At 72.5% G+C, this 21,307-nt stretch carries 19 protein-coding genes and 1 riboswitch; of the genes, 8 read left to right on the top strand and 11 right to left on the bottom strand.

Features of this window, described 5'->3' with window-relative positions; all coding sequences use genetic code 11:
• Positions 1 to 1,017 (bottom strand): serine/threonine-protein kinase (locus IDM29_RS02110; RefSeq protein ID WP_188037150.1); only part of this gene is annotated, 1,017 nt, incomplete at its 3' end.
• A 136-nt stretch (positions 1,018 to 1,153) separates the two neighbouring features.
• On the opposite strand from IDM29_RS02110, the gene IDM29_RS02105 reads away from it, so the two are divergent.
• Entirely contained in the window at positions 1,154 to 1,456 is a 303-nt protein-coding gene (locus IDM29_RS02105; protein ID WP_182113808.1) for a YciI family protein, read from the top strand.
• Positions 1,457 to 1,493: 37 nt separating this feature from the next.
• On the opposite strand, the gene uvrB is transcribed toward IDM29_RS02105, so the two are convergent.
• Positions 1,494 to 3,596, bottom strand: a complete 2,103-nt coding sequence (gene uvrB / locus IDM29_RS02100) for an excinuclease ABC subunit UvrB (protein WP_182113807.1) — start codon at positions 3,594 to 3,596, stop codon at positions 1,494 to 1,496.
• Positions 3,597 to 3,774: 178 nt separating this feature from the next.
• A riboswitch (cyclic di-GMP riboswitch) is annotated at positions 3,775 to 3,849 on the top strand.
• A gap of 15 nt (positions 3,850 to 3,864) precedes the next feature.
• On the opposite strand from uvrB, the gene IDM29_RS02095 reads away from it, so the two are divergent.
• Positions 3,865 to 4,071 carry a BldC family transcriptional regulator gene (locus IDM29_RS02095; protein ID WP_182113806.1) on the top strand — a complete coding sequence of 69 codons (207 nt, stop codon included), beginning with the start codon at positions 3,865 to 3,867 and terminating at the stop codon, positions 4,069 to 4,071.
• A gap of 79 nt (positions 4,072 to 4,150) precedes the next feature.
• Here IDM29_RS02095 and IDM29_RS02090 read toward each other — a convergent pair whose 3' ends face one another.
• The 5 genes from IDM29_RS02090 to IDM29_RS02070 form a co-directional block, all read right to left on the bottom strand.
• Positions 4,151 to 4,798 carry a pyroglutamyl-peptidase I gene (locus IDM29_RS02090; RefSeq protein ID WP_188037149.1) on the bottom strand — a complete coding sequence of 216 codons (648 nt, stop codon included), beginning with the start codon at positions 4,796 to 4,798 and terminating at the stop codon, positions 4,151 to 4,153.
• Positions 4,795 to 5,442 (bottom strand): dephospho-CoA kinase, encoded by a 648-nt coding sequence (gene coaE / locus IDM29_RS02085; protein ID WP_188037148.1) that lies wholly within the window; start codon positions 5,440 to 5,442, stop codon positions 4,795 to 4,797. Before coaE ends, IDM29_RS02090 begins: the two co-directional genes overlap by 4 nt.
• 88 nt (positions 5,443 to 5,530) lie before the next feature.
• On the bottom strand, positions 5,531 to 7,015 hold the full coding sequence (gene rpsA, locus IDM29_RS02080; RefSeq protein ID WP_182113803.1) for a 30S ribosomal protein S1: 1,485 nt from the start codon (positions 7,013 to 7,015) through the stop codon (positions 5,531 to 5,533).
• A 228-nt stretch (positions 7,016 to 7,243) separates the two neighbouring features.
• Entirely contained in the window at positions 7,244 to 8,269 is a 1,026-nt protein-coding gene (locus IDM29_RS02075; protein WP_182113802.1) for a 6-phosphofructokinase, read from the bottom strand.
• Positions 8,270 to 8,415: 146 nt separating this feature from the next.
• On the bottom strand, positions 8,416 to 9,810 hold the full coding sequence (locus tag IDM29_RS02070) for a dipeptide ABC transporter ATP-binding protein (protein WP_375372394.1): 1,395 nt from the start codon (positions 9,808 to 9,810) through the stop codon (positions 8,416 to 8,418).
• A 49-nt stretch (positions 9,811 to 9,859) separates the two neighbouring features.
• On the opposite strand from IDM29_RS02070, the gene IDM29_RS02065 reads away from it, so the two are divergent.
• On the top strand, positions 9,860 to 10,663 hold the full coding sequence (locus tag IDM29_RS02065; RefSeq protein WP_188037147.1) for a class I SAM-dependent methyltransferase: 804 nt from the start codon (positions 9,860 to 9,862) through the stop codon (positions 10,661 to 10,663).
• Positions 10,664 to 10,761: 98 nt separating this feature from the next.
• Here the strand turns inward: IDM29_RS02065 and IDM29_RS02060 are convergent, their stop codons facing one another.
• The 3 genes from IDM29_RS02060 to polA form a co-directional block, all read right to left on the bottom strand.
• A complete protein-coding gene (locus IDM29_RS02060) occupies positions 10,762 to 12,405 on the bottom strand; it encodes a cation acetate symporter (protein ID WP_182113800.1) in 1,644 nt (547 codons plus the stop codon).
• Complete coding sequence (locus IDM29_RS02055) at positions 12,402 to 12,737, bottom strand: DUF485 domain-containing protein (protein ID WP_182113799.1); 336 nt, start codon at positions 12,735 to 12,737, stop codon at positions 12,402 to 12,404. The genes IDM29_RS02060 and IDM29_RS02055 overlap by 4 nt, the downstream gene beginning before the upstream one ends.
• Positions 12,738 to 12,863: 126 nt before the next feature.
• Entirely contained in the window at positions 12,864 to 15,572 is a 2,709-nt protein-coding gene (gene polA / locus IDM29_RS02050; RefSeq protein WP_188037146.1) for a DNA polymerase I, read from the bottom strand.
• Here polA and IDM29_RS02045 point away from each other — a divergent pair.
• Positions 15,571 to 16,032, top strand: coding sequence for a hotdog fold thioesterase (locus tag IDM29_RS02045; protein WP_182113797.1), 462 nt, complete (start codon positions 15,571 to 15,573; stop codon positions 16,030 to 16,032). The two genes, polA and IDM29_RS02045, sit on opposite strands and share 2 nt — an antisense overlap.
• Here IDM29_RS02045 and IDM29_RS02040 read toward each other — a convergent pair.
• Positions 15,945 to 16,640, bottom strand: coding sequence for a GNAT family N-acetyltransferase (locus tag IDM29_RS02040; protein WP_188037145.1), 696 nt, complete (start codon positions 16,638 to 16,640; stop codon positions 15,945 to 15,947). The two genes, IDM29_RS02045 and IDM29_RS02040, sit on opposite strands and share 88 nt — an antisense overlap.
• A 465-nt stretch (positions 16,641 to 17,105) precedes the next feature.
• On the opposite strand from IDM29_RS02040, the gene IDM29_RS02035 reads away from it, so the two are divergent.
• From IDM29_RS02035 to IDM29_RS02020, 4 genes are read left to right on the top strand one after another with little or no spacing between them, the layout of a single operon-like run.
• Positions 17,106 to 18,506 carry a branched-chain amino acid ABC transporter permease gene (locus IDM29_RS02035; RefSeq protein ID WP_182113795.1) on the top strand — a complete coding sequence of 467 codons (1,401 nt, stop codon included), beginning with the start codon at positions 17,106 to 17,108 and terminating at the stop codon, positions 18,504 to 18,506.
• A 12-nt stretch (positions 18,507 to 18,518) separates the two neighbouring features.
• The gene (locus IDM29_RS02030; RefSeq protein ID WP_182113794.1) at positions 18,519 to 19,505 is read left to right on the top strand and encodes a branched-chain amino acid ABC transporter permease; all 987 of its coding nucleotides are present in this window, start codon (positions 18,519 to 18,521) and stop codon (positions 19,503 to 19,505) included.
• Complete coding sequence (locus IDM29_RS02025) at positions 19,495 to 20,421, top strand: ABC transporter ATP-binding protein (protein WP_188037144.1); 927 nt, start codon at positions 19,495 to 19,497, stop codon at positions 20,419 to 20,421. The genes IDM29_RS02030 and IDM29_RS02025 overlap by 11 nt, the downstream gene beginning before the upstream one ends.
• Entirely contained in the window at positions 20,418 to 21,239 is an 822-nt protein-coding gene (locus IDM29_RS02020) for an ABC transporter ATP-binding protein (RefSeq protein WP_188037143.1), read from the top strand. Before IDM29_RS02025 ends, IDM29_RS02020 begins: the two co-directional genes overlap by 4 nt.
• Positions 21,240 to 21,307 lie beyond the last annotated feature (68 nt).

Genomic DNA, 21,307 nt, shown 5'->3' with positions numbered 1-21,307 from the left:
CGTGTTGCGGTGCCGGGGCGGCGGCGGCGGCACGAGCGGGGGGATGGCCTCGGGCATCGCGTGCCCGGCCGGGGCCGCACCGGCCGCGTCGAGGGCGACGGTGGCGAGCAGGCCGGTCGCGACCTCGCCGGTCGTGACGCCGTCCACGACCAGGTCCGCCAGCCGGACCGCGACCTCGGCCGCGGTCGGCCGGTCCTCGGGCCGCCGGCGGGTCATGGCCTCCAGCAGGTCGGCCCACTCGGGGCCGAACGTGGTCGGGACCGCGGGCGACGTGTTGAGCCGGGCCGCGGCCACCTCGACCATCGTGCCGGTGAACGCCTTGCGGCCGGTGAGGCACTCGAGCAGCACGAGCCCGAGCGCGTAGACGTCGGTGGGCGCCGCGACGGGCGCTCCCGCCGCCTGCTCGGGGCTCAGGTACGTCGCCGTGCCCAGGGTGGTGCCCGTGACCGTGAGCCGTGCACCGTCGGCGAGCCGGGCGATGCCGAAGTCGGCGAGCTTGGCGATGGGCCCCGTCGTGGAGACCGCGTCCGGGTCCTCGTCCCCCGCGCCGGCGGGCTCGACGAGGAGCACGTTGGCCGGCTTCACGTCACGGTGGACGACGCCCGCGGCGTGGACGGTCGCCAGCGCCTCGGCGACCTGCCGGCCCAGGCGCGCGGCGCGGCGCGGGCTCAGCGGCCCGCCGGCGAGCCGGTCGGCGAGGGTCGGTCCGTCCACGAGCTCCATGACGAGGTACGTCTGACGCATCGGGCCCTCGGCGTGCGCGAGGCCGGCGTCGTGCAGGGTGACCAGGCCGGGGTGGCTCAGCTGGGCGAGCACCCGCATCTCGGACTGGTGCCGCAGCAGGTCCTCGGCGTCCTCGGCCACGGGGGGGAAGAGCTTGACCGCGACGTCACGGTCCAGGACCAGGTCGTGGGCGCGGTAGACCGTCGCCATCCCGCCCTGGCCGAGCACGTCCTCCAGGCGGTACCTGTCGTCGAGGAGAACACCTCGGGCTACGTCCGCCCCTGGCGTCACCATCTGCCTCCTCGTGCACCTGTGACCGGACGTGACGCCGCCCGCCGCGGGACCCTTCCCACGAAACTAGGCGCGGAGGGCCCGTCCCGCATGTCGAGGGGCCTCCCCGGGCGGGTGAACCAGAGGGCAGGATCGGGTCATGACCGTCTTCGCCGTCCTCTACACCTACGACGACCAGGTCGCCGACCGCGACCGCGTCCGACCGGAGCACCGCAGGTTCCTCGCCGACCTCTACGCGGCGGGCCGGCTGCTCGCCAGCGGACCGTTCACCGGTCCGACCGAGGGCAGCGACCACGAGCCGGACGGCGCCCTGCTCCTCGTCCGCGCGGACGACGCGTCGGCCGTCCGCGCGCTGCTCGACCCGGACCCGTTCGCCGTCGCGGGCCTGGTCGCGGCACGCGACGTGCGCCCGTGGCAGCCGGTCTTCGGCCCCTGGGACTGACGGGGCCTCCCTGCGCCGCCGCGCGGCGCGGGGACGCTCACGCGGTCGCGGCCGTCATGGCGCGGAGCTCCTTCTTCAGCCCGGCGATCTCGTCGCGCAGGCGGCCGGCGAGCTCGAACTGCAGCTCGGCCGCCGCGGCGTGCATCTGCTCGCTGAGCTCGCCGATGAGGTCCGCGAGGTCTGCCGCGGGCACGGCCGCGAGCTTCGCACGCTCCGACGGGGCGGCGCCGCCCTTGCGCCCCGGCACCGGCGCCTTCCCCTTGCCGCTGTTGCGGTAGCCCCCCTCGAGGAGCGCGGCGGTGTCCAGGTCCTCGCGCGCGAGCATGTCGGTGACGTCGCTGATGCGCTTGCGCAACGGGGTCGGGTCGATCCCGTGCTCGAGGTTGTAGGCCACCTGCTTCTCGCGGCGTCGCGTCGTCTCCTCGATCGCCATCGCCATCGCCGGCGTCACCTTGTCCGCGTACATGTGGACCTGGCCCGAGACGTTGCGGGCCGCGCGGCCGATCGTCTGGATGAGGGACGTCCCGGACCGCAGGAACCCCTCCTTGTCGGCGTCGAGGATGCTCACCAGCGACACCTCCGGCAGGTCCAGGCCCTCGCGCAGGAGGTTGATGCCGACCAGCACGTCGAACTGGCCCATCCGCAGCTCCCGCAGCAGCTCGACGCGACGCAGCGTGTCGACCTCGGAGTGCAGGTACTGCACCCGCACCCCCCGCTCGAGCAGGTAGTCGGTGAGGTCCTCCGACATCTTCTTGGTCAGCGTCGTGACGAGGACCCGCTCGTCGCGCTCGGCGCGGACCCGGATCTCGTGCAGCAGGTCATCGATCTGACCCGTGGTCGGCTTGACGACGATCTCCGGGTCCACGAGGCCGGTGGGGCGGATGATCTGCTCGACCACGCCGTCGGACTGCGCGAGCTCGTACGGCCCCGGCGTCGCGGACAGGTACACGGTCTGGCCGATGCGCTCGACGAACTCCTCCCAGCGCAGCGGCCGGTTGTCCATGGCGCTCGGCAGGCGGAAGCCGTGCTCGACGAGGGCCCGCTTGCGCGACATGTCGCCCTCGAACATGGCGCCGATCTGCGGCACGGTCACGTGCGACTCGTCGATGACCAGCAGGAAGTCCTCGGGGAAGTAGTCCAGCAGCGTGTGGGGAGGCGTGCCCGGACCGCGCCCGTCGATGTGCCGCGAGTAGTTCTCGATGCCCGAGCAGCTGCCGACCTGGCGCATCATCTCGATGTCGTACGTGGTGCGCATGCGCAGCCGCTGCGCCTCGAGCAGCTTGTTCTGCCGCTCGAGCTCGGCCAGCCGCTCCTCGAGCTCGGCCTCGATCGAGGAGATCGCCCGCTCCATGCGCTCGGGCCCCGCGACGTAGTGCGTCGCCGGGAACAGGTGGACGTCGGCCTCCGAGCGCAGGACGTCGCCCGTCAGGGGGTGCAGCAGGTGGATGGCCTCGATCTCGTCGCCGAAGAACTCGATCCGGATCGCCAGCTCCTCGTACACCGGGATGATCTCCACGGTGTCCCCGCGGACCCGGAACGTGCCGCGCGTGAACGCCATGTCGTTGCGGGTGTACTGCATGGTCACGAACCGGCGCAGCAGCTGGTCGCGCTCGATCTGGTCCCCCACGGCCAGGTGCACCATGCGGTCGACGTACTCCTGGGGCGTGCCGAGGCCGTAGATGCACGACACGGACGCCACCACGATGACGTCGCGCCGCGTCAGGAGCGAGTTCGTCGCGGAGTGGCGCAGCCGCTCCACCTCGTCGTTGATCGACGAGTCCTTCTCGATGTAGGTGTCCGTCTGCGCGATGTACGCCTCGGGCTGGTAGTAGTCGTAGTACGAGACGAAGTACTCGACCGCGTTGTTCGGCAGCAGCTCGCGGAACTCCGTCGCCAGCTGCGCCGCCAGCGTCTTGTTCGGCGCCATCACCAGGGTCGGACGCTGCAGCTTCTCGATGAGCCACGCCGTCGTCGCCGACTTGCCGGTACCCGTGGCGCCCAGGAGCACGACGTCCTTCTCGCCCGCCTGGATCCGCTCGGTGAGCTCGGCGATCGCCGTGGGCTGGTCGCCCGACGGGGTGTACTCGGAGACCACCTCGAGGGTGGCGGCACGGCGCTGGAGGTCGGTCACGGGGCGCATGGCTCCACGGTACGTCGCGGGTCCGACACGGCCCGTCCCGGGGTCGGTCCGGCCGGCACACCCGCGCGACGATCGTGTGTGACGTAGATCACATCGGCGCGTCCTCAAGCCTGTCCGGTTCGTCCCCGATACCGTGTTGTGAGGCACGGAGTCCGGATCATCCGGACCACCGCCTCGTCACAGACAAGGGCAAACCCGCCGCAAGGCGGGGACGCAAAGCCAGGGGCCCGACCAGGGCAGCCCAGCCACCAGATGACAAGGACACGACATGCAGACAGCCCCCACCACCACGACGACCAACGCCCTGCTCACGCCCGGCGAGGTCGCGACGATGTTCCGGGTCGACCCCAAGACCGTCACGCGCTGGGCCAACGCCGGCAAGATCAGCGCCGTGCGCACCCTCGGCGGTCACCGCCGCTTCGTCGCTGCCGAGATCGAGGGCCTGCTCTCGATGGTGCCGACGCAGCAGAACTGACACCGGCGACCGGCCCGGTCGGCCCGACGCGCGAGCGCCGGGCCGGGCCGGGCCGACCCGCGTCACCCCGCCTGCCGACTCACGCCTCGGACCCGGCGGCCATCGTGATCTCGCTGCCGTCGAGACACGCCCCGAGGACGGCCCGCAGCGCCACCGCCGACTGCCCCACCGGCAGCGACGCCTCACCGGGACGCACCTGCGCGACGTCGCGCGGGACGTGCACGAGGCCGCCGCGCACGCCCGGGAGGCCGGGTGAGCACGCCAGCAGGTGCATGAGCGCGTAGAACGTCGCGTTGCACACGTAGGTGCCGGCGGTGTTCGAGACCTCCGCCGGGACGCCCGCCGCGCGCACCGCCGCGAGGCACGCCTTGACGGGCAGACCGCTCAGGAGCGCCGTCGGACCGCCGGCCACGACGGGCACGTCCACCGGCGCGGAGCCGTCGTTGTCCGGGATCCGCGCGTCGATGACGTTGAGCGCCACGCGCTCCACGCCGACGGCGGACCGGCCGCCCGCCTCCCCGACGAGCACGACGACGTCGGGCGCGTGCTCCCGGACCGCGTCCCGCAGCCGCTGGCGTGCACCGCGGAACGAGACCGGCAGCAGCGCGACCACGACCTGCTCGTCGCGGTCCCAGCCCTGAGCCACCGCACGCACGGCGTCCCAGGACGCGTTCGCCACCTGCCCGTCGAACGGCTCGAAGCCCGTGAGCAGCACCGTCCGGCTCACGCGGGTGCCGCCGTGCGCCAGCGCTCCCAGAGCCGGTCCACCTGGGCCTGCAGGTCCATGACGGAGCCAGCGCCGTCGAGCACGACGTCCGCCGCCTCGATCCGGGCCTCGTCGTCCGCCTGCGCGGCGAGGCGCGCCCAGGCCTCCTCCGCGTCCAGCCCACGCCCCTCGACGAGACGCCGCAGGCGCAGCTGGGCCGGGGCGTCCACCACGACGACCTCGTCGAACCGGCCGGCCTGGCCGGTCTCCACCAGCAGCGGGATGTCGTGGACCACGACGTCGTACCCGGCCGCCACCGCGGCGGCCTCCGCGGCGTGGGCCGCCGCCCGGATGAGCGGGTGCACCAGGCCGTTCAGCCGCTCGCGCGCCGTCGGGTCCGCGAACACCACCCGGCCGAGGGCAGGCCGGTCGAGCTCGCCGGCCGCGGTCAGGACACCCCCGCCGAAGGCGGCCACGACGGCGGCCAGGCCGGGGCTCCCCGGGGCGACGACCTGCCGCGCGAGCACGTCGTGGTCCACCACGGCCGCACCGAGCCACGCCAGACGCGCGGCCACGACGGACTTGCCGGCGGCGATCCCGCCCGTGAGGCCGATCCGCCGAACCGTCCTGGCGCGATCGCCCGTGAGCTCCTCGTCGACGGTCACGGATCCAGCCTAGACGCCGACGGGCCGGCCACCCGAAGGTGACCGGCCCGTCGTGCGGCCGTGCCGACGTCGCGCCGAGGCGCGGGCGTCAGTTGCCGGTGAGCTTCTCGCGCAGAGCGGCGAGCGCCTCGTCGGACGCGAGCGTGCCCGCGGCCTCCTCGACGGGAGCCGACGAGTACGTCGACGCGCTGCTGCTGCTGGAGCTGGAGCTCGACTCCGAGGTGCTGCTCGACGCGTCCGCGTCGGCCTGCACGGCCTCGAGGACCTGCTTCTTGTGCGCCTCCCAGCGGGCGTGCGCGGCGGCGTACTGCGCCTCCCACGTCTCGCGCTGCGCCTCGAAGCCCTCGAGCCACTCGTTGGTCTCCGGGTCGAAGCCCTCGGGGTACTTGTAGTTCCCCTTCTCGTCGTACTCGGCGGCCATGCCGTACAGCGCGGGGTCGAAGTCCTCGCTGGTGGGGTCGAGACCCTCGTTGGCCTGCTTGAGCGACAGCGAGATGCGGCGACGCTCGAGGTCGATGTCGATGACCTTGACGAACGTGTCGTCACCGACGTTGACGACCTGCTCCGGCAGCTCGACGTGGCGCACGGCCAGCTCCGAGATGTGGACCAGACCCTCGATGCCGTCCTCGACGCGCACGAACGCACCGAACGGGACGAGCTTGGTGACCTTGCCGGGCACGACCTGACCGATGGCGTGCGTCCGGGCGAACGCCTGCCACGGGTCCTCCTGCGTCGCCTTGAGCGACAGCGAGACGCGCTCGCGGTCGAAGTCGACGTCGAGCACCTCGACCGTGACCTCCTGGCCGACCTCGACGACCTCGGACGGGTGGTCGATGTGCTTCCAGGACAGCTCGGAGACGTGGACGAGGCCGTCGACCCCGCCGAGGTCCACGAACGCACCGAAGTTGACGATCGAGGAGACGACGCCCGGGCGGACCTGGCCCTTCTGCAGGGTCTGCAGGAAGGTCGAGCGCACCTCGGACTGCGTCTGCTCGAGCCAGGCACGGCGCGAGAGGACGACGTTGTTGCGGTTCTTGTCGAGCTCGATGATCTTCGCCTCGATCTCCTTGCCGACGTACGGCTGGAGGTCGCGGACGCGACGCATCTCGACGAGCGACGCGGGCAGGAAGCCGCGCAGGCCGATGTCGAGGATGAGGCCGCCCTTGACGACCTCGATGACGGTGCCGGTGACGACGCCGTCCTCCTCCTTGATCTTCTCGATCGTGCCCCAGGCGCGCTCGTACTGCGCACGCTTCTTGGACAGGATCAGGCGACCCTCCTTGTCCTCCTTCTGGAGGACGAGCGCCTCGACGGCGTCCCCGACCTTGACGACCTCGTCCGGGTCGACGTCGTGCTTGATCGAGAGCTCGCGGGACGGGATGACACCCTCGGTCTTGTAGCCGATGTCCAGGAGCACCTCGTCCCGGTCGACCTTGACGATGGTGCCTTCGACGATGTCGCCGTCGTTGAAGTACTTGATGGTCGCGTCGATCGCGGCGAGGAAGTCCTCACTCGAGCCGATGTCGTTGATCGCGACCTGAGGGGCCGACTTCGTCGGGGTGGAGATGGTCATTGAGTTTCGAGCTCCGATGCGGACAGGGAGTAGGGCGGACAGGGATCGATCGGGGTGCGCCGGCACGACCGGCGCGGACCACCCCTGCCCCCGGAGGAGCCGACGAGGAGCGCGCGAGACGTGCATGGTCGGACCGACAGACCAGCATGACGAGGCACGCCACACCACCGACCATCCTACGGGCCGTGGTGAAGGGTGGTCAAAGAGGACGCGCCCCGGCCCTCCGCCTCAGGCGAGGACCTGCGCCGTGCGGAGCATGTCCGCGGGCACGTGCTTGACCCGCCCGGCGACCTCCGCCAGCGGGACCAGCTCGATGCGCTCGCCGCGCAGCGCCGTCATGACGCCGGTGGTGCCCGCAGAGATCGCGTCCATCGCCGCGACGCCGAACCGGCTGCCGAGGATCCGGTCCGTCGGGGTGGGCGAGCCGCCGCGCTGCACGTGCCCGAGGATCGTGACGCGCGTGTCGAAGCCCGTGCGGCTCTCGATCTCGCTCGCCACCCGCTCGCCGATCGCGCCGGCGACGATCTCCCCGAACTTGCCGAGCTGCGTGCGGTAGTCCATCGACCCGCCCTCGCGCGGCATCGCGCCCTCGGCGACGACGACGATGGAGAAGTTCGCGTGGGCCCGGTGGCGGTGCTTGAGGAACCTCACGACCTGGTCGATGTCGAACGGCTCCTCGGGCGCCAGGACCAGCTCCGCGCCGCCCGCCATGCCCGCGTTGACCGCGATCCATCCCGCGTGTCGCCCCATGACCTCGACGACCATCACGCGGTTGTGGCTCTCGGCCGTGGTGTGCACGCGGTCGATCGCCTCGGTCGCGATGTTCACCGCGGTGTGGAAGCCGATCGACAGGTCGGTGCCCTCGACGTCGTTGTCGATGGTCTTGGGGATGGCCACGATCCGCACGCCCGCCTCGGCGACCTTGCTCGCGGCGTGGAGGGTGCCGTCACCGCCGATGCAGATCAGTGCCTCGATGCGCTCCGCCTCGAGGGTCGCCATCACCGCCTCGATGCCGCCGTTCTCCTCGTCGGGGTGGAACCGGGCCGTCCCGAGGAGGGTGCCGCCCGTGGGCAGCACGTTGCGGATGTGCGGGCGGCCGAGCGGCATGACGTCGCCGTCGACGACGCCCTTCCAGCCGTTGCGGAACCCGATGATCGAGTGCCCGTAGGTGCCCTCACCGTGCTTCACCACGGCGCGGATCGCCGCGTTGAGGCCCGGGCAGTCGCCCCCTCCGGTCAGCAGTCCGACGCGCACGCGAGCTCCTTCGTTGTGAGGGGGGCGGGTCCGGCGCCCCGACGCGCGCCCGCGAGGACCACACTACCGAGGACGGTGGACGTGCGCCGGGCCGTCGGTCCCCGGGAAGCGGCCCGGGCCTGTGCTGCGCCCGGGACCGGGGGCCGTCAGGCGCCCACGGCCAGCTCGAGGCTGCGGCCCGGGATCGCGTCCAGCAGCGCCCGCGTGTAGTCCTGCTTCGGCCGGTCGAAGACGTCGTCGACGGTGCCCTGCTCGACGATCCGGCCGTGCTCCATGACGCAGACCTGGTCCGCGATCTGGCGCACGACGGCGAGGTCGTGGCTGATGAACAGGTAGCTGAGCCCGAGGCGGTGCTGCAGGTCCGCCAGGAGGTGCAGGATCTGCGACTGCACGATGACGTCGAGCGCGGACACGGCCTCGTCGCAGACCACGAGGTCGGGGTTGAGCGCCAGGGCACGGGCGATCGCGACCCGCTGACGCTGCCCGCCCGACAGCTCGCCCGGGTAGCGGCGCAGCAGATCCTCCGGCAGCGCGACGTCGGACATGAGCTCGAGCACGCGGGCCCGGCGCTCGGCCGGCGAGCCCATGCCGTGCGCGCGCAGCGGCTCCTCGATGGTCCGGTAGATCGTGTAGAGCGGGTCGAGGGACGCGTACGGGTCCTGGAAGATCGGCTGCACCTTGCGCCGGAACTCCACCTCGGCAGCGCGGCCGGCGCCGCCCGACCGCCCGGGGCCGACCTCCGCCCCGTTGAACCGGATGCTGCCCGACGTCGGCGCGGTCAGGGCCAGCATCATCCGGGCGACGGTGGACTTGCCGGAACCCGACTCCCCCACGATGGCCGTCGTCGTCCCGCGCGGGATCGCGAAGCTGACGCCGTACACCGCCGTGAACTCCGTGCGGCGCGCGAACAGCCCGCGACCGCGCAGGTGGAACACCTTGGTGACGTCGTCCACCTCGACGATCGGGTCCTCGGCAACCGTCGAGGTCGGGGCGTCGGCCGCACCGGAGAGCAGGTCGTCCTGGACAGCGCCCGTCGCACCGGCGCGCTTGGCGAGCTGGATGCGGCGGGAGGCGAGCGACGGCGCCGCGGCGAGCAGTCGCTTGGTGTACTCGTGCTGCGGGTCGGTGAGGAGCTGCGCGGCGGGCCCGGTCTCCACCACCTCGCCGCGGTACATCACCACGACGCGGCTCGCGCGCTCGGCGGCCAGCCCGAGGTCGTGCGTGATGAGCAGGACCGCGGTGCCCAGCTCGCTCGTGAGCCCTTCGAGCCGGTCGAGGATGACGCGCTGGACCCTCACGTCCAGGGCCGACGTCGGCTCGTCAGCGATCAGCAGTCGCGGTCGGCAGGCCAGGCCCATGGCGATGAGCGCGCGCTGGCGCATGCCGCCCGAGAACTCGTGGGGGTACTGCTCGGCGCGGCGCACCGCGTCGGGCAGCCCGGCCTCCTCAAGCAGCTCGACCGTCCGCCGCCGCGCCGCGGCGCCGTGGGCGATGCCGTTGTCCTCGAGCGCCTCGGCGATCTGCGCCCCACGCCGTGTCACATCGCTGTTACTGGGCAGTCACATCGAGGACTCGGCGAAACTACTGCACATGGAGGACTTTGTGCCTATGCACGCCGGCTTCACGTCTGTTCCCGACGACGTCGGGGGCGCCGCCGCCCGGGGGTGGTGGGACGCGAACGCCGCCGAGTACCTCGCCGAGCACGGCGACTTCCTCGGCAGCGCGGACTTCTGCTGGTGCCCCGAGGGCCTTCGTGAGAGCGACGCGCGGCTGCTGGGCGACGTGGCGGGGCGCCGGGTGCTGGAGGTCGGCGCCGGTGCCGCGCAGTGCTCGCGGTGGCTCGCGACGCAGGGCGCCCACGTCGTGGCGACGGACGTGTCGTGGGGCATGCTCGCGCGCAGCAGGGAGCTCGACGGTGCGGTCACGACGCCCGTGGTCCAGGCCGACGCGCGCCGGCTCCCCTTCCCCGACGCCGCGTTCGACGCCGCGTTCACGGCCTTCGGCGCGCTGCCGTTCGTGCCGGACGCCCACGCCGTGCACCGCGAGGCCGCCCGGGTGCTGCGCCCCGGCGCGCCCTGGGTGTTCTCCGTGACGCACCCGATCCGCTGGGCGTTCCCTGACGACCCGAGCGAGCGCGGGCTCACCGCCACCCGCTCGTACTTCGACCGCCGGCCCTACGTCGAGGCGGACGACGACGGGCACGTCCACTACGCCGAGTACCACCGCACCCTCGGCGACCACGTCGGCGACCTGGCGGCCGCCGGCTTCGTCCTCGAGCGGCTCGTGGAGCCCGAGTGGCCCGCCGGGCACGACCGGACCTGGGGCGGCTGGGGCCCGGTGCGCGGCGCCCTGCTCCCGGGCACGGCCATCTTCGTGTGCCGCCTGCCCGGCTGAGGACGCGCCCCGCCGGACGACCGCGCCCGCCCGGCCGGAGCCGGACGGGCGCGGCGCCGCAGGACCGTGGGTCCCGCCGGCGGACAGCAGACGGTCCGTCAGTGCACGGTCGCCTTCTCCGCGCCGGCGCCCGTGAGGGACCGCACCTCCATCTCGGCGAACTTCGCGTCGTCCGACCGCTCCTTGCTGAGGAGGGTGCCGACGACGCCCAGCAGGAAGGCGAGCGGGATCGAGACGATGCCGGGGTTCGACAGCGGGAACACGGCGAAGTCCACCGACGTGTCCTTGATCATCGAGAGGCTCGCGCCGGTCACCGGATCGACCTTGCCCGAGACGACCGGCGAGAGCGCGATGAGGACGATGCACGAGAGCAGACCGCCGTACATGCTCCACAGGGCTCCGGCGGTGTTGAACCGCCGCCAGAACAGCGAGTAGATGATGGTCGGCAGGTTGGCGCTCGCGGCGACCGCGAAGGCCAGCGCGACGAGGAAGGCGATGTTCTGCCCCTGGGCGAAGATGCCGCCCACGATCGCGAGCAGGCCGATGACGACCACCGTCATGCGCGCGACCTTCACCTCGCCGTCCGGGTTGACCTCGCCGTGCTTGATGACGTTGGCGTAGATGTCGTGCGCGAACGACGCCGCCGCCGTGATCGTCAGGCCGGCCACGACCGCGAGGATGGTCGCGAACGCGACCGCGGAGATGAACCCCAGCAGGAGCACCCCGCCCAGCTCGTACGCGAGCAGCGGCGCCGCCGAGTTCACGCCGCCCGGGGCGCTCGTGATGGCCTCCGGGCCGACGAGCGCGCCGGCGCCGTAGCCCAGCACGAGCGTGAAGAGGTAGAACGCGCCGATGAGCCAGATCGCCCAGACCACCGACCGACGCGCCTCCTTGGCCGACGGCACCGTGTAGAACCGCATCAGCACGTGCGGCAGACCGGCGGTGCCGAGCACGAGCGCGAGCGCCAGGGAGAGGAAGTCGAGCCGCGTCAGCGCCGAGAGGCCGTACTGCTTGCCCGGCTCGATGAGCGCCTCGCCCCCCTCGCCGCCCGCGTCGACCGCGGCCTGCAGCAGCGCCGAGAGGTTGAGGCCGAACTTCGCCATGACCCAGACGCTCATGACCAGTGCACCGGCGATGAGCAGGATGGCCTTGACGATCTGCACCCAGGTGGTGCCCTTCATCCCGCCGACGAGGACGTAGAGGATCATCAGGGCACCCACCACGGCGATGACGGCGCCCTGCCCGCTGGTCGTCTCGATGCCGAGCAGGAGGGCGACGAGGCCGCCCGCGCCCGCCATCTGCGCGAGCAGGTAGAAGAACACCACCATGAGCGTCGCCAGCGCCGCCGCCATGCGCACGGGCCGCTGGCGGAGGCGGAACGACAGCACGTCCGCCATCGTGAAGCGCCCGGTGTTGCGCAGGAGCTCCGCGACCAGCAGCAGCGCGACGAGCCAGGCGACGAGGAAGCCGATGGAGTAGAGGAACCCGTCGTAGCCGTTGACCGCGATCGCGCCGGCGATGCCGAGGAAGCTGGCGGCCGACAGGTAGTCGCCCGCGATGGCGGTGCCGTTCTGGGGGCCGGTGAAGGAGCGGCCCGCGGCGTAGTAGTCGGCGGCGGTCTTGTTGTTGCGGGACGCCCGGAAGACGATCACGAGCGTGACGAGCACGAAGGCCCCGAAGATGGCGATGTTGACGCCGGGGGAACCCACCTGCTGGGACTCGGCTGCGGCGCGCACGATCATCGGACCTCACCCGCCTCGATGCTCTCGCGCAGCCGGTCGGCGACGGCGTCCTGCTTCTTGTTCGCCCAGTTCGCGTAGATCATCGTGATCGCGAACGTGGTCACGAACTGGCCCAGGCCCATGAGGAGCCCCACCGTGATCGTCCCCGCGACGCGGATGCTCATGAAGTCGTGGGCGTACGCGGCGAGCAGGACGTAGAGGAAGTACCAGACGAGAAAGAACGCGGTCATGGGGAAGACGAAGTTCCGGAACCGTCGCCTCAGGTCCTGGAACTCCTGCGACCTCTGCACCCGTTGGTAGTCGGTCTCTGCCGGGTCGATGACCTCGGACATGGCGCCTCCGTCGTGTCGGGCGGTGGCGACACTGCCACCGCGCGACAAAGTGTGTCCTAGGTCACCTTCGGAGGCGACCCCCCACGCCGATATTGCTCGGCCGGCGGACCACGGGGCGGACCGCCGTCAGTGGCCCGCCTCGTGCCAGCTGGTGCCGGTGCCGACGGACACGTCCAGCGGCACGGACAGCTCCGCCGCCGAGCCCATCTCGTGGCGCACGATCGCCTCGGCGACCTCCCGCTCCCCCGGTGCCACCTCGAGCACCAGCTCGTCGTGGACCTGCAGGAGCATCCGCGACCGCAGGCCCTCTTCGCGCAGGCGTCGCTCGACGCCGAGCATGGCGACCTTGATCAGGTCTGCCGCGCTGCCCTGGATCGGTGCGTTGAGGGCCATCCGCTCGGCCATCTCCCGGCGCTGCCGGTTGTCGCTCGTCAGGTCCGGCAGGTAGCGCCGGCGCCCGAGGATGGTCGCCGTGTAGCCCGTCCGCCGCGCCTCGTCGACGACCCCGGCGAGGTAGTCCCGGACGCCGCCGAACCGCGCGAAGTAGTCCTCCATGAGGGTCGCGGCCTCGCTCACCGGGATCGCGAGCTGCTTGGAGAGCCCGAACGCCGAGAGCCCGTAGGCGAGGCCGTACGACATCGCCTTGATCTTGGACCGCATCGCGGGGGTCACCTCGTCGGTCGGCACTCCGAACACGCGCGACCCGACGAAGCTGTGCAGGTCCTCCCCCGACCGGAACGCGGCGATGAGGCCCGCGTCCCCCGAGAGGTGCGCCATGATCCGCATCTCGATCTGGCTGTAGTCGGCGGTCAGCAGGGTCTCGTACCCCGGTCCGACGACGAAGGCGCGGCGGATCTGGCGCCCGGCCTCGGTCCGGATCGGGATGTTCTGCAGGTTCGGCTCGGTCGAGGAGATCCGGCCCGTCGCCGCGATGGTCTGCTGGAAGGTCGTGTGGATCCGGCCGTCCGCGGCGACCGACCGCAGCAGGCCCTCGACCGTCTGGCGCAGCCGTGACGCGTCCCGGTGCGCGAGCAGGTGCGCGAGGAAGGGGTGCTGCGTGCGCTCGAACAGGTCGGTGAGCGACGCGGCGTCCGTCGTCCAGCCGGTCTTGATCTTCTTGGTCTTGGGCATGCCCAGCTGGTCGAAGAGCACCTCCTGGAGCTGCTTGGGCGAGCCGAGGTTCACCTCGCGGCCGATGACGGCGTAGGCCTCGGCCGCGGCGTCGCTCACCGCCGCCGCGAACTCGCGCTCGAGCGCGCCGAGGTAGTCGACGTCGGCCGCGATGCCGGCGGCCTCCATGCGTGCGAGGACCCCCACGAGGGGCAGCTCGAGGTCCTCGAGCAGGCGCTGGGACTCCCGGTCCGCCAGCTCCTGGCCGAGGATCTCGGTCAGCTCGGCGACCGCGGCGGCGCGCAGCCCCGTCCGCCGGATCTCCGAGCTGTCCTCGAGGTCGAGGTCGAGCGCCCCCTGCGCGGCGTCGGCCGCGCCGGCCTCCGAGCGGAGCTCGCGGTGCAGGTGCCGGACGCTGAGGTCGCCCAGCTCGTACGAGCGCTGGTCGGGGTGGCACAGGTAGGACGCGAGCAGGGTGTCGAACGCGACGCCGTCGAGCGCGAGACCTCGGCCGGCGAGCGCGTGCCACGCCTCCTTGGAGCCGTGCAGCGTCTTGCGCGCGCCGGGGTCGGCGAGCCACGCCGCGAGCACGGCCTCGTCCGCCGGGGCCACGGCCGCGAGGTCGATCCCGACCGCCTCGCCCGGACCGTCGGCGATGGCCAGCGTCCACGCGTCGCCGGACGCCGGGGTCGCCCGCCCGGACACGTCCAGCGCGAGCAGGCGCCCGCGTCGGGGCTCCAGCCAGGCCGCCAGCGCGCCCGGCTCCGGCACGGTGACCTCGAGCTCGAAGCCCGTGGTCTCGGGCGCGTCCTCGGGCACCATCGCGAAGAGCCGCTCGCGCAGGGTCCGGAACTGCAGCGCGTCGAAGACCCGGTGCATCGCCTCGCGGTCCCACGGCTGCAGCGCCGCGTCGTCGACGCCGATCGGCAGCTCGACGTCCGTGACAGCCGCGTTGAGCATGCGGTTGATGCGCACCTGGTCGAGGTTGAGGCGCAGGCTCTCGCCGGCCTTGCCGGTGATCTGCCCGGCCGCGGCCAGGACGCCGTCGAGGCCCCCGTACGCCGTGATCCACTTCGCGGCCGTCTTGGGGCCGACGCCCGGCACGCCGGGCAGGTTGTCGCTCGTCTCCCCCACCAGGGCGGCGAGGTCGGGGTAGCGCTCCGGCGCGACCCCGTACTTCTCCTCGACGGCAGCCGGGGTGAAGCGGACCAGGTCCGAGACGCCCTTACGCGGGTACAGGACCGTCACGGCGTCGCCCACGAGCTGCAGCGCGTCGCGGTCCCCGGTGCAGACGAGCACGTCCATGCCGCGGCCGACGGCCTCGCGCGTCAGGGTCGCGATGACGTCGTCGGCCTCGAAGTTGTCCTTCTGCACCGTCACGACCCGCATGCTCTCGAGGATCTCCTGGATGAGCGGGACCTGGCCCTTGAACTCCGAGGGCGTGGCGTCGCGGGTGCCCTTGTACTGCGGGTACTGCTCGGTGCGGAACGTCGTCCGGCCGGCGTCGAAGGCCACCGCCACGTGGGTCGGCTGCTCGTCCCGGAGCAGGTTCGCGAGCATGGCCGTGAAGCCGTAGACGGCGTTGGTCGGCTGACCGGTCGTCGTCGAGAAGTTCTCCACCGGGAGCGCGAAGAACGCGCGGTAGGCCATCGAGTGACCGTCGATCAGCAGCAGCAGGGGTCGGGTTCGCGCCAGGTCGTCCACGGGTGCCAACCTATCGGCCATGTCCGACACAGCCCGGCGCGACGACGCCAGCACCCGAGCCCCCGCCGACGCCGAGGCGGTGCTCGCCGCGGTGCGGGCCTCGACGGCCGGCACCCTCATCGAGCGCATGGGCATCGAGATCCTCGAGGCCTCCCCCGCGCGGGCGGTGGCCACCATGCCGGTCGCCGGCAACACGCAGCCCTACGGCCTGCTGCACGGCGGCGCGTCGGTGGTGCTCGCCGAGACGCTGGGCTCCTACGCCGCGATGCTCCACGCGGGCCCGGACCGGCAGGCGGTCGGGATCGAGGTCGGCGCCACGCACCACCGCGCCGCGCGCGAGGGCCTGGTCACCGGCGTCGCGACGGCCCTGCACCTGGGCCGCACGACGGCGAGCTACGAGGTCGTCGTCGAGGACTCGGCGTCGCGCCGGGTCTGCACCGCCCGCTTGACCTGCTTGCTGATGGACAGGCGAGAGGGCTGAGCCGGCGCGTCCTCGGCGAAGGGGACGTTCTCCTTGTCCCCGACGCGGACGACGTCCCCCACCCCGGCCTTGTCGGCCGCCCGGCCCGCGCGGGACTGACGCCGCCGCGCGATCAGGTCCTCCAGGCCCCGCGACCCCGCGCGCCGCACCATCGCCCCGTCGACCGCGAGCCGGCGCTGCAGCGCCACGGTGCTGGTGACGCGGTGTGCCGCCGCGGCCGCGAAGCCGAGCTGGACGAAGAAGCGCTGCATGCCGCGGGCCCCGGGGATGGGCGCCGCGTAGACGTGCTGCGCACCGGCGCTCGAGGCGACCTCCGCTGCTCCCACCATGAGGGCGTGGCCGACGCCGCGGCGTCGGTGCCGCGCGTCCACGTACAGCGCCTCGACCGCGAGGCTGACGTCGTCGGTGAAGGGGTTCGGACCGAGCAGCCGGCCGAGGAGGAGCCCGACCACCGCGCCCTCGGTGCGCGCCACGAGGACCGTCCCCCCGGGGATCGCCGTGAGGGCGCCGAGCTGCTGGGCGAGCGTGGCCCCGTCGGAGGTGCAGACCTGCGAACCGACGGAGGACTCGGCCCTCGCGGCCAGGCACAGGGCGACGAGACCGTCCATGTCGGCCGGTGTCGCCGGCCCTACCTCGATCCCGGGACGCACGTCGACGGCCTCCTCCGGTGCAGGGCTCCGGTCGCCGCGGGGGACGGGGCCGGTAGATGACGAAAAGATAACGGTCCGGCGGGCCGGAGCAAAGTCCCGGTTCGCGCAGCGGCGAGGGCCTTGGGCCTCGGAGCGATTGCTGCCAAGGTGTGGCGTGTCACGAAATGCCCCCGACACATCCGCTGCCTATCGTTCCGGTCACCTCGTCCCCCCACGCCTCGCCCGACGCCGTCGCGTCCCGGGCGGCGCACGAGGGCCGGGTGACGCCTGATCCCGACTCACCCGCGCGACGGTGCGCGGGCTCGAACCGCGCACCCGCGCGTGAACGGACGGAGACCACACGTGCGACCAGCTGCGACATCGCAGGCCCGGTCCTCGAGCACGACCGCCCCAGGTGTCGCCCAGGGAGCCAGGCGCTGGCTCGTGCTGCTGGTGGCCCTCCTGACGACGTCGGTCGCGCTCCTCCTGGCGCCCGCCGCCTCGGCCGCGACGGGCGAGGCGTGCCAGCCGGGCACCGACCGCGCGTGCGTGGGCGGCACCATCCGGACCGCCGCGGGCGAGCCCGCGGTCGGGGTCGCCCTGGTGGTCGAGGGTCAGGGCGCGTCGGCCGAGGCGACGACGAACGCCGAGGGCCGGTGGTCCGTCGCGGTGACCGCGGCGGGCGCCTACACGGTGACGCTCGACGAGGCGACGCTGCCCGCCGGGGAGACGCTCCGCGACCCGACCGGCAACCCCCGCACCGTCGAGGTCGAGCTCGGGGCCAACCGTGGCGCCCTGTTCCCGCTCGGCGCGCCGACCGCCCCGGCCCCCGGCGCGGACGACGGCGGGGACGGCGGCGACGAGGGCGGCGACGGCGAGACCGCGACCGCGCCGCCGGCACCCGGGGGCGACGAGCCCGGCCTGGACACGCCCGTGCCCGGCACCTCGACCTCCGGCGGCGTCAACTGGGACCGCGTCGCGCAGCAGACCGTGGCCGGCCTCGTCTTCGGCCTGCTCCTGGCGCTGGCCTCCGTCGGCCTCTCCCTGATCTTCGGGACCACGGGGCTGAGCAACTTCGCCCACGGGGAGCAGGTGACCCTCGGCGGCATCCTCGCCTACGTGTTCACCCAGCTCGTCGGGCTCCCGCTCCTCGTGTCCGGGGCGCTGGCCGTGGTCCTCGCCGCCGCATCCGGCTGGTTGCAGGACGCGGCGATCTGGAAGCCGCTGCGCACCAAGCGGGTCGGCATGACGCAGCAGCTCATCGTCACGATCGGCCTCGCGATCACGCTGCAGTACGTCTACCAGTTCTTCCTCGGCGGCAGCTCCCTGCGGATCGTGCGGTCCAACCCCGCGACGGTCACCTTCGGCCCCGTGTTCATCACGCAGCAGTCGCTGGTCTCGGTCGGCCTGGCGGTCCTCGCCCTCGGCGCCGTCTCCTACTTCCTCGTCGGGACGCGGATCGGCCGGGCCACCCGTGCGGTGTCCGACAACCCGGCGCTCGCCGCCGCGTCGGGCATCTCGGTGGACCGGATCATCCGGCTCGTGTGGACGCTCGGGGCGGGGCTGGCGGGCCTCGGCGGCGTCACGATGGGCCTCTACCTCAACGCGACGGCCTGGAACATGGGCTCGACCCTCCTGCTGCTCATGTTCGCCGCCGTCACGCTCGGCGGCCTCGGCACGGCGTTCGGTGCGCTGGTGGGGTCGGTCGTCATCGGGCTCGTCGTCGAGCTCTCCAACCTCGTGATCCCGTCGGACATGCGCTACGCGGGTGCCCTGGTGATCCTCATCCTCGTCCTGCTGCTGCGGCCGCAGGGCATCCTCGGCCGCGCCGAGCGGATCGGCTGACAGGAGATCGACATGGACTGGGAACGCATCCTCACGAACGTCGTCGGCGAGCTCTTCGCGCCCACGACCGCGGCCTACGCCCTCGCGGCGATCGGCCTCAACGTCCACTTCGGCCTCACGGGTCTGCTCAACTTCGGCCAGGCCGGGTTCATGCTCCTGGGCGCCTACGGCTTCGCGATCTCCACGATCGCCGGGGCCCCGGTGTGGCTCGCCGTGCTCGTCGCCATCGCGTGCGCCGTGGTCTTCGCGCTCATCCTCGGCGTCCCGACGCTCAAGCTGCGGGGCGACTACCTCGCCATCGTCACGATCGCGGCCGCCGAGATCGTGCGCATCATCGGCCGCTCCACGGCGCTGACGCCCCTCACGGGGGCGTCGTCCGGCCTGCGCGGCAACAGCTACAAGGAGACGTTCCAGGAGCTGTCGCCGTTCGAGGACGGCACGACAGCGGTCGGGCCCTTCTCGTACTCCAACAACGCGTCGAACAGCTGGTGGATCCGGATCGTCGCGTGGGTGGTCGTGCTGCTCGCGTGCCTGCTCGTGTGGCGCCTGCTGAACAGCCCGTGGGGCCGGGTCCTCAAGGGGATCCGCGAGGACGAGGACGCGGTGCGCTCGCTCGGCAAGAACGTGTACGGGTACAAGATGCAGGCGCTCGTCCTCGGCGGCGTCATCGGGGCGGTCGCCGGGATCATCTACGTGCTCCCCCGCGCCGTCCAGCCGGACTCGATGGGTCGCCCGATGACGTTCTGGGTGTGGACGATCCTGCTCCTCGGCGGCGCCGCGACGGTCTTCGGGCCGGTCCTGGGCTCGATGCTCTTCTGGGCGACGCTCATGCTCATCAAGACCGTCGGCCGCGAGCTCATCCCGTCGACCGTCATGCGGACCGAGCAGATCGAGCAGTTCGGCTGGATCGTCGTCGGGGTGACGCTCATGCTCCTGGTGATCTACCGGCCGCAGGGCATCCTCGGCGACAAGAAGGAGCTGGCGATCAATGTCCGCTGAGACCGCAGCCGAGGCCCTCGCCACCGTCCCGGCGGAGCCGGGCGCGCCGAAGCCGGACCCGATCCTCGTGGCCGACGACGTCGTCCGCCGGTTCGGGGGCATGACAGCCGTCGACGTCGGGCACCTGGAGGTGCAGCGCGGCGCGATCACGGCACTCATCGGCCCGAACGGCGCCGGCAAGACGACGTTGTTCAACCTCCTCACGGGCTTCGACCAGCCGAACTCCGGGCGGTGGTCGTTCGGCGGGCGCTCGCTCGCCGGCGTCCCGGCGGCGAAGGTCGCGCGGGCCGGCATGGTCCGCACCTTCCAGCTCACCAAGGCGCTGAGCCGGATGACGGTGATGGAGAACATGCGCCTGGGCGCCGCCGACCAGCCGGGCGAGACGTTCGCGCGGGCCCTCGTGCCCCCGCTCTGGCGGCCGCGGGAGCGGGCGATCACCGCCAAGGCCGAGGAGCTGCTCGACCGGTTCCGGCTGCTCGACAAGAAGGACGAGTTCGCGGGCAGCCTGTCCGGCGGTCAGCGCAAGCTCCTGGAGATGGCCCGCGCGCTCATGAGCGACCCGGAGATGGTCATGCTCGACGAGCCGATGGCCGGCGTGAACCCGGCGCTGACGCAGTCGCTCCTCGGGCACATCCAGGCGCTGCGTGACGGCGGCACGACCGTCCTGTTCGTCGAGCACGACATGCACATGGTGCGCCACATCTCCGACTGGGTCGCCGTGATGGCCGAGGGCCGCCTGGTCGCCGAGGGGCCGCCCGGCTCCGTCATGGCCAACCCGGCCGTCGTCGACGCCTACCTGGGCGCGCACCACGACACGGACCTGGGCGACGACGCGCTGCTGTCGGACGAGGTGGCGCAGGAGCTCGAGGCGGAGGCCGAGGCCGAGGCCCGCGCCCACGACGAGGAGTCACGATGAGCACCACGACCGCGCCGACGCCCGCCACGCCGGGCGGGACCACGCAGGACCCCGTCCTGGAGGCCACCGACCTGGTCGCGGGCTACCTCCCGGGCGTCAACATCCTCAACGGCTGCGACCTGGTCGTCCGCCCGGGCGAGCTCATCGGCATCATCGGCCCGAACGGCGCGGGCAAGTCGACCCTGCTCAAGGCCCTCTTCGGCCTGGTCACGGTCCGGTCCGGGTCCGTCACCCTGCACGGCGAGGACATCACGAACGCGCGCGCCGACACGCTCGTCAAGCGCGGCGTCGGCTTCGTCCCCCAGAACAACAACGTGTTCCCCTCGCTGACCATCGAGGAGAACCTGCAGATGGGCAGCTTCCAGGCGCCCCGCACGTTCGGGGAGCGGTTCGACGCGATCGTCGACCTGTTCCCGACGCTAGGCGACCGGCGCAAGCAGCGCGCCGGCTCGCTGTCCGGCGGTGAGCGCCAGATGGTCGCGATGGCGCGAGCGCTCATGATGAACCCGTCGGTGCTGCTGCTCGACGAGCCGTCGGCGGGGCTGTCCCCGGTACGCCAGGACGAGACGTTCATCCGGACCCGGAAGATCAACAAGACCGGCGTCTCGATCATCATGGTCGAGCAGAACGCCCGCCGGTGCCTGCAGATCTGCGACCGCGGGTACGTGCTCGACCAGGGCCGCAACGCCTACACCGCGACGGGTCGCGAGCTGATGCACGACCCCAAGGTCATCGAGCTCTACCTCGGCACGCTCGCCGCGGACCAGGACGCGGTCAAGGACACGGGGCCGGCCACGGGCACCCCACCCGTCGCCTGACCGTCCCCGCGGGCACGGCAGTCCTGCCGGCACAGCAGTCCCAGCCAGCACGACGAAGCCCCGGCCGG

It is taken from the genome of Actinotalea sp. JY-7885 (assembly GCF_014525465.1).
Lineage (GTDB): Bacteria > Actinomycetota > Actinomycetes > Actinomycetales > Cellulomonadaceae > Actinotalea.
This window is presented reverse-complemented; position numbering and strand designations above follow the sequence as displayed.